Source organism: Heyndrickxia sporothermodurans, assembly GCF_003055045.1.
Classification (GTDB): Bacteria; Bacillota; Bacilli; order Bacillales; family Bacillaceae_C; genus Heyndrickxia; species Heyndrickxia sporothermodurans.
The window spans coordinates 20,429-34,184 of record NZ_NAZB01000031.1 but is presented as its reverse complement, the minus strand read 5'-3'; the positions used below and the strand labels follow the sequence as shown (position 1 = coordinate 34,184).

The 13,756-nt window shown below is 37.4% G+C and carries 11 protein-coding genes and 1 riboswitch; of the genes, 2 read left to right on the top strand and 9 right to left on the bottom strand.

Annotated elements, in window-relative coordinates; genetic code table 11:
• Positions 1–91 precede the first annotated feature (91 nt).
• On the bottom strand, positions 92–400 hold the full coding sequence (locus B5V89_RS13675; RefSeq protein WP_066235921.1) for an MGMT family protein: 309 nt from the start codon (positions 398–400) through the stop codon (positions 92–94).
• 88 nt (positions 401–488) lie between these two features.
• Positions 489–533, top strand: a riboswitch (PreQ1 riboswitch).
• 8 nt (positions 534–541) lie between these two features.
• Here B5V89_RS13675 and B5V89_RS13670 point away from each other — a divergent pair.
• Positions 542–1,027, top strand: a complete 486-nt coding sequence (locus tag B5V89_RS13670) for a QueT transporter family protein (protein WP_108072475.1) — start codon at positions 542–544, stop codon at positions 1,025–1,027.
• Positions 1,028–1,073: 46 nt separating this feature from the next.
• Here the strand turns inward: B5V89_RS13670 and B5V89_RS13665 are convergent, their stop codons facing one another.
• The 7 genes from B5V89_RS13665 to B5V89_RS13635 all read right to left on the bottom strand — a co-directional run bounded on the left by B5V89_RS13665 (position 1,074) and on the right by B5V89_RS13635 (position 11,326).
• Complete coding sequence (locus B5V89_RS13665; protein ID WP_108072472.1) at positions 1,074–2,291, bottom strand: MFS transporter; 1,218 nt, start codon at positions 2,289–2,291, stop codon at positions 1,074–1,076.
• A 17-nt stretch (positions 2,292–2,308) separates the two neighbouring features.
• Positions 2,309–2,758, bottom strand: coding sequence for a MarR family winged helix-turn-helix transcriptional regulator (locus B5V89_RS13660; RefSeq protein WP_244913500.1), 450 nt, complete (start codon positions 2,756–2,758; stop codon positions 2,309–2,311).
• A gap of 103 nt (positions 2,759–2,861) precedes the next feature.
• Positions 2,862–4,232, bottom strand: a complete 1,371-nt coding sequence (locus B5V89_RS13655; RefSeq protein WP_108072470.1) for an MATE family efflux transporter — start codon at positions 4,230–4,232, stop codon at positions 2,862–2,864.
• A gap of 29 nt (positions 4,233–4,261) precedes the next feature.
• A complete protein-coding gene (locus tag B5V89_RS13650; RefSeq protein WP_108072468.1) occupies positions 4,262–6,442 on the bottom strand; it encodes an ATP-dependent helicase in 2,181 nt (726 codons plus the stop codon).
• A 100-nt stretch (positions 6,443–6,542) separates the two neighbouring features.
• The gene (locus tag B5V89_RS13645) at positions 6,543–7,802 is read right to left on the bottom strand and encodes an exo-beta-N-acetylmuramidase NamZ family protein (protein ID WP_108072466.1); all 1,260 of its coding nucleotides are present in this window, start codon (positions 7,800–7,802) and stop codon (positions 6,543–6,545) included.
• Between the two features lie 68 nt (positions 7,803–7,870).
• A complete protein-coding gene (locus B5V89_RS13640; RefSeq protein ID WP_108072508.1) occupies positions 7,871–9,475 on the bottom strand; it encodes a serine hydrolase domain-containing protein in 1,605 nt (534 codons plus the stop codon).
• Between the two features lie 78 nt (positions 9,476–9,553).
• Positions 9,554–11,326 carry a glycoside hydrolase family 3 protein gene (locus tag B5V89_RS13635; protein WP_108072464.1) on the bottom strand — a complete coding sequence of 591 codons (1,773 nt, stop codon included), beginning with the start codon at positions 11,324–11,326 and terminating at the stop codon, positions 9,554–9,556.
• 377 nt (positions 11,327–11,703) lie between these two features.
• Here B5V89_RS13635 and B5V89_RS13630 point away from each other — a divergent pair, with 377 nt between their 5' ends.
• Entirely contained in the window at positions 11,704–13,407 is a 1,704-nt protein-coding gene (locus B5V89_RS13630; RefSeq protein ID WP_108072462.1) for a M4 family metallopeptidase, read from the top strand.
• Positions 13,408–13,502: 95 nt separating this feature from the next.
• On the opposite strand, the gene B5V89_RS13625 is transcribed toward B5V89_RS13630, so the two are convergent.
• Positions 13,503–13,715: a YczF family membrane protein gene (locus B5V89_RS13625; RefSeq protein WP_066235936.1), complete on the bottom strand. Its 213-nt coding sequence runs from the start codon at positions 13,713–13,715 to the stop codon at positions 13,503–13,505.
• Between the last annotated feature and the right edge of the window lie 41 nt (positions 13,716–13,756).

Sequence of the window (13,756 nt, the reverse complement as noted above, 5' to 3'; positions counted from 1 at the left end):
AAGAGGAGGCAATTGAGCATGCAATAACCTGTGCAGTACATATCGTTGCACAGGCCCTGTCGAAACATTTCATATTGTTTTATCTTGATAATTATTTCGGATGAAACCGATACTTTCCAAGATCAATCCGATCATTCAAGCCGAATTCAATTCCTTCATTTTCAAGAGAAAATTTTTGTATTTGAAAATATTCATCATCCGTAAAGCCAATTTGGCCTTTCGCATTTACCACACGATGCCATGGTAGTCGGTGCTTTTTACTCATTGAGTGAAGGATGCGGACGACTTGTCTCGCTGCCCTCGGACTTCCCGCTAATGTCGCAATTTGTCCGTAAGTCATGACTTTACCTTCGGGGATATGTTGAATAATTGAAATGACTTGTGAAGTAAATGGAGTCATATGCATCTTTTCCTTTTTCTACTAGTTTTGTAGGAATGATTGACGTTATTTTAATATATATTATACTATAATAGCTTGATTATTTTCGAAAGACGTGGTTCGAAACCATCCCACGATAAAAAACTAAGGAGAGAATTGAATATGAAAGTAAAAACACTTGTTGTAAATGCGATTATTGCCGCATTGTATTTAGCAATATCCTTTGTTATCCAACCGATTGGATTTAAAGCGATTCAATTCCGTATTCCGGAAATGTTTAACCATTTAATCGTTTTTAATAAAAAGTACTTTTTCGGTATTGTATTAGGGGTCATTCTTGCAAACTTCTTTTTGTCACCGATGCCGAATTATGATCTAATATTTGGCGTTGGGCAATCAATTATTTCTTTATTGATTACAATAGGAGTATCTTATTTTATTAAAAATATATGGGGACGTATGATTGTAAATACAATTGTGTTCACCTTTACAATGTTTATCATTGCATATGAGCTGCAACTTGCATTCGGAGTTCCTTTTCTTTACGGATGGCTTACGACAGCAATCGGTGAGTTTGTCATCATGGCTATCGGTGCACCCATCTTTTATATCTTAAATAAACGCGTCCATTTTGAAAATCAAGTATAAATAAGAGCGATCGCTGTAGTGGCGAATCGCTCTTTTTAATATGGTGTTACATACTTTGAGATGTGGATGTAGCTGTTACTGTTTCGGTTTCCGATTCTTTCTTTTTCATAAAAAGAAATGTGTAAATAATTAATAACAGAACTAAACACACAATTGAAAATCCATAAATGAAATGGAATCCCTTATTCGCAGCAAGGATACCAAGTCCTGTTGAACCAATGGCCATCCCGAGATCCATAGAGGAAAAATACATTGCATTCGCCGTTCCTTGTTTTTCTTTAGTAACAAGACTAACCGCTATCGCTTGTAAGGTTGGTGTCACCATTCCATAAGCCACTCCATAGAAAAATCCTGCAAATAGTAAAGTACTTGCACTATGGGTGATAGATAATAGAAACAATCCAATGATTCCACAAATTGCTGCCGGATAGATAATTACTTTATGTCCGAGCCTATCATACAATCTTCCAGAAACCGGTCTTGCCGCTAACATGACAATTGCTACGACTAAAAAGAAGAGAGAAACGGACCCACCGAGATGCTCCTCCTTACCTAGTTCTCTTAGAAAGCTAATGACACCTCCAAGCGTGATTGAGAAAAGTGCACATAAAATACTTGGAACAAACGCCTTTTTATCAAAAATTGATTCCCTTAAAGAAAGCTTATGCTTCGGTTCTACCTTCGTTAAAGCTAGTTCTTCTTTTGAAGGTTTAATAAAAAAGCTGAAGATAAAAGTAAGGACTGCCAATACGACTGAAATAATTAATAAAAAATTAAATGATAGCGTAGCTAACAAGGCAAGTGCTACCATAGGAGCCATACTCGTTCCAATACTTGTCGCTAATCCGTAATAACCGATTCCTTCACCTAATCTCTTTTTTGGAATGATATTTGTAGCTAAAGTCGCTAAAATCGTTGTCATTATTCCAAACCCAATTCCATGAAACACCCGTAATAAAAGTAATAATGGTACGGACTGTTGATTGTAAGCAATCGCGAGTGTAATGGCTACGAAAGCGAGTGAATAAATACTCATTTTTTTCACATTGACACGATGAATAAGAAATCCGATAAACGGACGAGTAATAATTGCCGCTATCATAAACACAGTCGTCATCAACCCACCTTGAGCGGGGTTATTTTTTATATCAGTAATAAAAGCTGGAAACCCGGCTGTAAGCAATTGCAAACATAAAAAAAATAAAAAAGCCATTAAGACAATGGCTACATACTGACCTGTCCACAATTTATTCGATTCCTTCATACATTAATTCCTTCTTTCTAGTTGTTTACGTCCTCTAATAGTGAATCTGCATTGTCTTCAATCTGTTGCAATACTTTCAAATAAATATGGAGCGACTCTTCATCAATTCCATTGATAATTTTTGTAAAAATCTCTTCTAAATACGGAGCAACTTCTTCAACTAACTTCTTTCCTTTTTCCGTGATTGCGATTAAAAAGGAACGTCGATCAGATGGATTCACTTTTCGTTTAATAACCTCACTTTTTTCAAGTAAATCGAGAATTTTCGTCAATGTTGCCTGATCTTTATCCGCTCTTATTGATAGTTCCTTTTGTGAAATATGATCATGTTCACTTAGCGTTCTAAGTACACTCCATTGTTCAGAAGTAATATTATAAGATTTTAAGTAAAAATTAATCGTACGACTCATTTTTTTACTAGTCCGCACAGAAGCAAACCCGATTGATCTATCTTTTGAAATGGCCACCTTAGACGTTCTCCTTTCAAATATATTTTTAATTATATACTAAAATATAATGTGTGTAAATATAATTTGTATACGAACTATGTTACGAAAAAAGATGACATTGTCATCCTTTCATAACCATTTTTACAATCACGAATTTCCGTTTTTGAATATAAATAAGTCTTGCTGCTAATCCAATCCCAGCTGCCAGTAATCCGGATGTTAAGCCAATCCAATATCCTGGTGCACCAAGGGAGGTGAAATGTGCTAATAAATAGCCAACCGGTAAGCAAATGAGCCAGTAAGCAATAAGGGTCGTAATAAATGCGACGTTAACATCTTTGTATCCCCGAAGTGCCGCTTGTGCAGTCGCTTGAATCGCATCGGAAATTTGGAAAAATAATGCGTAAATTAAAAAATGCGCAGTTAAGTTAATGACCGCTAGTTCATTTGAATAGAAGCCTGCTACTTTGTATCTAAATAAAACTACGAGTAAACCTGTAAAAAGAGCAATGATGACAGATAAACTAATTCCTAACCAACTATATGCCTTCGCGTCTTTATAACGTTTTGCCCCCACTTCAAAGCCGACCAAAACAGTTAAAGCTAAAGAAATACTTACAGGAACCATATAGAGAAACGAAACGATATTAAGAGCTGATTGGTAGGCAGCAATCGTTGTCACACTGAACTTACTAATTAATATCGTCACAACGGCAAACATACTCGTTTCAAAAAAGGTTGATAATCCCATCGGGACACCAATTTTTAAGATTTCCTTGCATTTTTCAACTGAAAACTTTTTAAAATTGGAAAATACTCGATATGCCGAAAATGGTTCTTGTCGTTTAATGATGTACGCTGTTATCCCTGCTATAATCCAATACGTAATGGAGGTTGCATAACCTGCACCTGCTCCCCCAAGTTCTGGGAGACCCCAATGTCCATAAATAAACAAATAATTTAATAAGAAATTAAACGGTAACGATGAAATCATAATCACCATAACGACACGTGTTTTTCCGAGTCCGTAGATAAATGATCTTAAAACATTAAAAATAAATAGTGGAAGAATGCCATAACTTAATCCAACTAAATAGTCATGTGCTGTATTTTGCACACGAACCGGCAGATTCATTCGATTTAATAATGGATCTAATAGAAAAAAGCCAAGTACAATTACTAATAATGCGATCATTAACGATAGATAGACGCCATTGACTACAATAGATGATACTTCTTTATTTTTCTTTTCTCCAAAGCGCTGGGCGACAATTGGCGATACGGCTAGTAGAATTCCGCTTAATCCTGTAAATACCGGATTCCATATAGAAGATCCAATTGCCACTCCCGCCAAATCGGAAGAATGATACTTACCCGACAAAATCGTGTTAAAAAACACCATCGAAAACATTCCTAATTGAGTGATTAAAATAGGAATGAGTAAAATAAATATTTGTTTTATTTTTTCCTTCATTGTATACGTTTGATTCATTTTTCCGGTACTCCTACACGTAAATAATATTAATCGACTGGTTCCAGAAGTCCCATTTCTATACATGTTGAAAGGGATAATTTCTTGTTGCTAGATGGAAATTGAATGTCGATGCTCTCCTGTCCGATATGCGTAATTTCACCATGACCAAACACACGATGTTTGATCATTTTTCCTTCCACCAGTTGTGAACGATCCTTTATTCCATTTGGATTAGAAGGAACTTTTGACTTATTAGCGACAGCATTTAATTGTGCCTTTTCCTTGACGGGAGCAATAATTTGGCGGATATTGCTTAAAAATGGGGATTCCTTTACAGGGCTGCCATTTTTCTTTTCGTATGAAAGGAGTTCTAGATGCTGCTTTGCCCGAGTCATTCCAACATAGAAAAGACGAACAGCTTCTTCCATTAGCTCATGATTCCCTTCATCATAGCTTTTTGTTTCTGCCTTTGAAGGGATCATTCCATCCACTAAGTCAATCATGTACACGCGTTTAAACTCCAGCCCCTTCGAACTGTGGAAAGTAGAAAGTGTCACGACGTTTTCATTTTTTTGTCGCTTTGAATTTTTCATCAATGTTTCTAAATATTTTAAACGATGTGCAAACTCTTCCATCGTCTCTAATGTATCCGCAATTTCTTCTAATGTATTGAGAATTCCCACGAGATATTCCAGATTAAAGCCAAGTCGTTCGCTCATTTTCTCGAGAGCCTTCTCGTATCCTAGCTCATAGCGAATATATCGGATAGCAGAAAGAGGAGCAATTCCCTTCATATCACGGAAAATTTCCTTGCATTTTTTCAGTTGTTTTACTTGATATTCCTTTAACTGGACGAACTGAAGAAGATTGTCAAAAACTGAATCGTTATTACGTACAGCTTTTAATTCGGCCATTTGCTGTTTCGTAATATACCCATTAAATTTCATATGGATTTTATCTAAAATATCTACACGTTTATCATTAAAAGTCATTCTCATGAAATTCAATATGTCTTCAACAACCCAATGGGAAAAAAATCGATTGTCCGAGTCTTTTATATAAAAAGGGATGCCAGCTCGATCAAATAGATTAATAAGCGGAATTGATGACGAGTTGTTTCGGTATAACACAGCAACATCTCGATAGTTTGCAACTGTAGAAATTTCTTTCACTAAATACGACGTTTGATTTTTATCATTAAAATGACGTTTCACGATAATCGGTTTAGCAGCCGGGTTTTCCGTAAACATATTTTTATCATAGCGATGCTTATTTCGCTTGATGAATTGGTTGGCAGCATTAACGATATCCTTTGATGAACGATAATTTTGCTCCATCTTAAGAATCGTTGCTTCCGGATATACTTTTTTGAAATCCATTAAATATTGTGGTTCCGCCGCACGCCATGTGTAGATCGATTGGTCATCATCGGCTACAACACATAGATTTTTATGCTTCTGTACGAGTTTTTCAATGATTGCATGTTGAACCATCGATGTATCTTGACTTTCGTCGGTAAGAAAATAGTCATATCTTTGTTGATACTTTAGAAGAAGTTCTCCCTCTTCTTCTAATACTCTGTTAGCTATCGTTAACATGTCATCATAATCTACTAATAATTGATTCGAACTTGTTCGTTTAACTTTTTCATATTCTCGTAAAATTTGTTCTGCCTGGGGAACAGTACATTCAACGGTTGACCATTTTTTCTGTGGAAGAAGTTTATTTTTTATATAGCTAATATAGGTTGTTAACTCCTCTAGTTGATCCTCTGTTATCACTTCGCCCACCATTTGTTTAAATAGTTCTCGAAGGATCATTTTTTTATTTAAAGGGCGATTGTTTTGATTTACTGTTGTTCCGCCCTCGATTAATTGATAAGCAATCTTTTGATGAGTGAAATGTTCGCGTACTATTTCAAAGGCTAAACTATGAATCGTTGAAAAATTAACTGGAGGAAGAGATGGAAAGAAACGTTTGAATCTCTCTTCCATATCGATGGCGGATGCTTTACTAAACGTTACCGCTTTAATCCTTGCCGGATTCACACCTTTTTCTTCTATTATATAGCCAATTCTCATGATGATGGTTGTCGTTTTTCCTGAGCCGGGGGTTGCTAAAAGTAGGAGTGGACCCTCAGTCTGAAGAACAGCTTTCTTTTGAACATCGTTCAGTGAAACACCTAATTGCTGCTGTTTAGACTCAAAAAATTTTTCTCCTAAAGACATTTGCTAAAACCTCACTAAAACTATCAAAATATATATTGTTCTAATATTACCATACAAGCTGAAGCACAAAAAGCTGCTAGCAATGCTAGCAGCCGATTTTTTAATAGAGCAAATATTTCTTTCTCGTTTTCTCAAACTTCTTTAAATCGTTTTTCCAGTTACTTTCAATCTCCTTGAGGGAAGTTCCGTCGTTTATCGCTTTTCGCACCCATCCATTGCCGATTAATTGGTCGAATGCAGAAATTCCGCTGCTATTTTCCGGACGGAAGGCAAAATCGTTTGGATAAAGATCATGAATGGTTTTGACGATCGCTACTCCCGTTTTTACAGATTGATAGCTTTTTCGGTCAGTTACATGAATTTGAATGCCACCGGAGAGTTGGCCATTAAATTTCGAGCTCGTTGGGGTGAAGTAAGCACTTCTAAACATGACACCCGGAAGCTTGAGATTATTTAATGTTTGGGCAAGTTCTTCTCCGTCTATAAATGGTGCACCGATCAGCTCAAATGGCTTTGTTGTTCCTCTTCCTTCCGAGACATTTGTTCCTTCAATAAGCGCTGCACCCGGATATACAAGTGCAGTATCTAAAGTCGGCATATTTGGTGATGGAAGCACCCACTGAAGCGGTGTTTCATCGTAGTACATATTCCGTTTCCAGCCTTTCATCTTAACAACTATTAGATCGGCACCTATCTTAAACTCCTTGTTGAAGTATTTTGCCAGTTCTCCTACCGTCATCCCGTGCTGCAAGGCAATTGGGTATAGACCGACAAATGAGGAGTATTTCGGATCTAGCACTGTCCCTTCTACTTTTGTACCGCCAAGCGGATTCGGGCGATCTAGAACGATAAATGGGATATTATTTTCTTTGGCAGCTTCCATTGCATAGGCCATTGTGTAAATATACGTATAAAATCTAGCACCTACATCTTGGATATCGAATACAAGAACATCTACACCTTTTAGCATTTCGGGAGTTGGTTTTTTCGTTTCTCCATAAAGACTATAAACAGGAAGACCTGTTTTTTCATCGATATAAAATGGAACGTAGGATCCTGCTTGTTCACTTCCTCTTACACCGTGTTCCGGTCCAAATAAGGCAACCAAATTAATTTGTTTATTATTGTAAAATTTATCGACGATACTCGTTAAGGACTGATCAACACCAGTCGGATTGGTTATGAGTCCGACTTTTTTCCCTTTTAATAAGTTAAGTTGATCTTTTAACAATACTTCTACTCCTAGTTGAAACGACTTGTCTTTATGCTTTTTCGCAGGCTCGATTGGTTTCGCTAAAGCTGCAGATAAACATGAAACAGATAGAATCACTGCTATAATCGCGACTAACCACTTTTTCATCTCGATTCTCCTCTCTTAAGTGAGAAGGAGCTGGTTTCCCCAACTCCATTTCCTACATACTCCTTAATCTAGCGATTTCGTAATTCCCAATCATTACTATTAAAATGAAGCTTTACCTTTTTACCTTTTGACTTAATTTGCGGGTCTGCGATATACCATCCTCTTCCATTTACTGAAGCATCTGTCTCATATTGAAAGCGAATAAATTTTGTACCCACAGGAATCGCATAGGTTGCTTTTTGCCATTTCATACTTGATCCTGTATATTCCGTTCCAAGGGAAGTCCAACTCTTACCGTCGTTAGAAATTTCCACCTTCCCATAATCGGCATCCTTCTCAATTCTATACCATGTTTCGAACGTAAGTGTTGCAGGTTTTTTAATGTCTACTTCTGCTTGTAATATTGATTTTTTGTTATCTCCATAACCGGCAAACCATGCTTGTTTTTTTCCTTTCATTTCAACAGGAATCGCATCCCCCGCTTGTCTTGCAACGAGTCTTCTCGTTTGGTTCGTTGAAACGGTATTGCGGGATGGATGAACTCGATTTGTTAAAAGAATAACAACTGTTTGGTTCTTTGGACTAATCACTAATGAAGTTCCTGTATATCCTGTATGGCCCATCGTATTTTCCTCTGCAAACCCATCCATATACCAACCTTGATTCAATTCATAGCCAAGACCATGATCATCCCCTGGAAATGCTTGATTCATATTTTTCTCCATTAACTTCACCGTTGAAGCTTTTAAAATTCGTGAATGACCGTATTTCCCTTCATTTAAAAATGTCTGTCCTAGGATAGCTAGATCATTGGCGGTTGAAAAGACGCCCGCATGTCCTGCTACACCATCGAGGGACCAGGAATTTTCATCATGAACTTGCCCCCATACGAGACCTCTATTCGTCCAAGGTTGATATTCCGTTGCAGCAATTCTTGATTTCAAAGATGCAGGTGGATTGTACATCGTATCCTTCATGCCAAGCGGTTTCGTAATATGTTCTTTTACATACTCATCTTGCCTTTGCCCTGACAGCCTTTCCACAAGAACACCTAAAGTAATCATATTCAAATCACTATACGTGTAAGTTGTTCCCGGAGCATTCGTGAGCTTATGCTTTAACACAATCTCTAACCTATCCGCTCTTGATGTGCCCATTTTATAAACGAGAATTCCTGGTTCAAATCCAGAAGTATGGGTCATTAGTTGACGTATCGTGACTGTTTCCTTGCCGTTTTCCGCAAATTCCGAAATGTACTTAGCTACAGGATCATCTAGTTTGAATTTTCCTTTTTCATATAACTGCATCGCTGCAATCGAAGTGAAAATTTTACTAATGGAAGCTATATCAAAAATCGTATCTTTTTTCATTTGGATGGGTTGATTGGTTTCAGTAAACTGATCATCCGTATAACGATAGGCATATCCATATGCTTGATGTTTTACCGTCACTCCTTTTCTTGCAACATAGGTGACAGCACCGGGCATGACTTTTTGATTGATTGCATCATTAATAATTGAATCCATTTCTTTTAATGGGGCTTCAGACATTCCGGCTTGCTTAGGCTTTCCCGATAGTAAGACGGGTAAAGATGGTCCAGGATGATCCCATGTATATTTTGTTTGCATCACATCATCTCGCTTGCTAGCTTCTATTGTTGATATCCCCTGCATTGAAAACAATAAAGTTGTACTCAACAAGGCCACTGAACATGTTTTAATGATTTTCTTGTTCAATTGGATCTCCCCCTATTAATAATGTAGTCCCGTACCAAATGAATATAGACCGGGAATTGTAACCGGAAGCTTTCCACTTGGTGAAATTTCTCCTACTAACGCCTTTGCCAGTGCTCTTGTTGAGATATCACGATTTCCATAGGTTAAAATATTCGCATCTACCTCGGGAAATGACATAATATCGTATGGATTTCTCATCGATGCAATTACAACAGGTTTACCTGTTTGCTTTAGTGCTTTAACCATTGTTTGCTGGGCAGTATTTGTATTCGCATTATACGTGGCAACGACGATGACATCGGTGTTTTTTGCTTTATCCACTGCCGTTTGAATTTCCGCTGCAGTTGGTGAAGTATTTGTGCCATAGGCGATAGCGTCCAAACCTTTATCGGTTAGTAGTGTGCCTAGTCTTTCAGAATTTGCCGTCGTTGGGCCGGTAATTAACACTTTTTGATTGCGCTTAAGAGGTAGAGTGTGATGATCATTTTTAATTAATGTAATGCTTTTTTCAGTGATTTCATCTGCCATCTTTAGATTTTCTGGTGTTCCTATTTTTTTAAGCATTTTTTCCTTTGTGAGTGGCTGTTTGATAATCCCACGCTTATATTTCGCTAGCAGAATTCGAGTTACTGATTGATCAAGGCGCTTTTTACTAATTTTCTTTGTTTTTACTGCTTTTAATATAGATTTATAGGCAAGTTCAACATCTGGTGGATTAAGTAAAATATCTGCCCCTGCTTCGAACGCTGCTACTGGCACTTGATCAGCAGGCAAGACATTTGCTCCTGACATATCTAAACTGTCGGTAATTATTAATCCATCATACTTAAGCTGATTTCGAAGAACCCCGGTCATAATCGGTTTGGACAATGTCGCCGGTAAGCCGGAAGAATCTAAAGCTGGAACGACGATATGCGCCGTCATGATCGCATCAACACCGGATTTAATCGCTGTCCTAAATGGGTTTAAATCAACTTCGTAAAGCGTCTTTAAATCATGATTCACAATTGGTAGCCCATAATGGGAATCGACATTGGTATCTCCATGACCTGGAAAATGCTTTCCTGTTGCAATGACATTTTGCTTTTGTAATCCTTCAATCTGTGCAGTTCCTAAGGTTCCTACTAAATTGGGGTTTTCAGAGTAAGAACGTACGCCAATGACTGGATTTTCCGGATTCACATTAACATCTAAGTCAGGAGCGAAATCCATATTTATTCCTAAACTTTTTAACTCTGTTCCGATAATTTCCGCCGATTTTTTTGCATAAGTCACAGATTTAGTTGCACCTAGCGCCATGTTTCCAGGCAATACAGTTGCTGGTTCGGTGACACGTGCGACGATTCCACCTTCTTGGTCGGTTGATATGAATAAAGGAATCTTTGATTTTTGTTTCAAAGCAATCTTTTGTAGTCCATTAGATAATGCTTGGACTTGTTTCGGATTAATAGGGGTGCCAATATTGTCGTTCCAATTAAAATAGATGACTCCACCGATATGGAATTTCTCGATAATTTCTTTATAATTTGCCCCTCCGCGTTTGGAGTTTAAATTCGTTTCCGTATAATCTGGGTCGGTAGGTGTTTTTCCATATGCATGAATGATAAAAAGCTGTCCGACTTTTTCTTCGACAGACATGCTTTTCAGCTTTTTCTTCACCCACTTTTTAGCTATCTTCTCCTGGTTCCCCTTCGGTTTTCCCTTTGCCTGAGCAGTTGGTGCATTTGGCAACATTAATGAAAGCAGAAACACGAATGTCAGCATGAACACCCAAATTTTTTTAGGCATTTGTTTTCCTCCCCTAAGTTCAAATTTTTGTAAGGGCTTACTTGTATTAAAGTCTATCAATACTGATGAATTTGTCTATATAACTTTTGCCCTTTTTTATTTAGAAGATTCCCTATATTCATATCTGGATGCCTAAGTCTTTTTACATATTTTCGAAAGCGGCATTCAATACACAATCATGCCCAAAATGCTTGCGAAAAAGACAATGTAAATAGACATAGACCAGTTTTATAATCGATTTCTTTAAAACTAATTAATATGTGTTTTACTTACTTTCACATGATTTTTTGCCTAAGGTTAAAATAGTCTGAAAGTTACTATTATTATATCTATTTTTTTCTATAAACTTGACATAATCTAGTAGAGGAGGAGATTGAATGAATAAGAAAAAATTCGTTATTCCTATGATTTTGTCTGCGGCAATTATAGGAGGATCGTTTTCCGGAGGTGCTGCTTATGCAATTCAGCCCGATGATTCAGGATATCCAAAGATTCAAAAGATGGATGCCAAGAAAAGTTTAAAAAGGGATACCAACCATTCTATCTTTGCTAAGAAGCTAGGAGTAAAGAAGAAAAAAGATGTTGCAGCAATTAATTATGTTGAAAAAAACAAGAATCTCTTAAAAATGAAGGAACCTGCGAAACACTTAAAGGTCAAAAAAATGGAGATTGATAAATTTGGTATGACCCATGTACGTTTGCAACAAACAAAAAATGGAATCCCGGTAGAGGGTGCTGAAGTCATTGTCCATTATGACAAAGAAGGGACCGTACAAACTGTCAACGGCCAATATAGTAATGATATCGCAGAGACAGATTTAAATACAAAAGCAAAAATTACTGCAGATCAGGCCATTGAAAAAGCGAAGGAGATCGTCTCTGCACCAAAAGACTTAGACTATGAACCTACTCAAGAGTTGGTCGTTTATCCTTTTAATGGCGAAAACTATGTCACTTATAAAGTAAATGTGAATTTTCTTGGGGAACATCCTGGAAATTGGGATGTATTTATCGATGCAAAAACAGGCGACGTTGTAGATATGTATAACGAATTAATGCACGTCGATGGCGACGATTATAAACCGATGAAGGGTGTAGGCACAGGGGTATTAGGAGAAAAACGCGAACTTCATATTTCCAAAAAGAAAGATCCGAAATTAGGAAATGGAATGATGTTTTTTCTAAATGATATTAATCATGACCATTTAGGAGGAATTACTACCTACGATTTTGAAAAGGAGTTCGATTCAAGAACTAATCCGCTGCCTGGTAAACTATTTGCAAAGAAAAACAATTCTTGGAATGATGATTATGATCGTGCAGCAGTCGATGCCCATTATAATTCCGAAAAAGTTTACCACTATTATTTAGACAAACATGGCCGTAATTCTTTGGATGATAAGGGCATGGAAATAAAGTCAACCGTTCACTACGGAGATGGCTATAATAATGCCTTCTGGAATGGACGACAAATGACTTATGGTGACGGGGACGGACAGTTCATGATTTCCCTTTCAGCCGGTCTTGATGTAGCAGCACATGAAATGACGCATGGAGTAACTACCCACACAGCTGGATTAAAATACCGAAATGAATCTGGTGCACTCAATGAAGCATTCTCTGATATTTTTGGTGCATTAGTGAATGAAGACAGCTGGGAAATTGGCGAAGATATTATGGCCCCTGAAGCAAAAGCCTCCGGAAGAACAGCCCTAAGAAGTATGAGCAATCCAAACAAGTTTCCGGTGAACGCAGCCTACACTCCTTACGGAAATGGAAGTGGTGTATATCCAAAACATATGGATGAATTCTACCATCTTCCAATTAATCTAGATAACGGCGGGGTCCATGTCAATTCCTCCATCATTAATCATGCTGCCTACTTAACAGGAGAACAAATTGGAAAAGACAAACTTGGACAAATCTATTACCGAGCACTTACCGTTTATCTAACTCCCGATTCAAACTTCAGCGATGCCAGGCAAGCACTTATCCAATCTGCCATTGACATATACGGCGAAAACAGCACCGAAGCCCAAGCAACCGAGTACGGCCTAAACCAAGTCGGCATCCTCCAATAAATACCATATCGGTGTCAGGCACCATTTATACATTTTTTTGAATATTTATTTCATTTTTTGTATAAATGGTGTCAGGCACTTTATTTTTTGGCACTTTATTTTTTTTGACGTTTTGTGTTTAGTGATTGGATGAGGAGGAGGAGGATGAAGAAGCTTAGTGTGATGATTTCGATGGGATCCATGACGCTGAAAGGGATGATGACGTTGTTTATTGCCTTTTGAAGTTTGTATCCCATGAGCATATCTATTCCTACGGCAAAAGATAGTAATACTACTAGTAGACCAAAACTGATGCTTAGTAATTTCATTTGTTCTTATCCTTTCATAACAATAACTTCTATTATCTTTT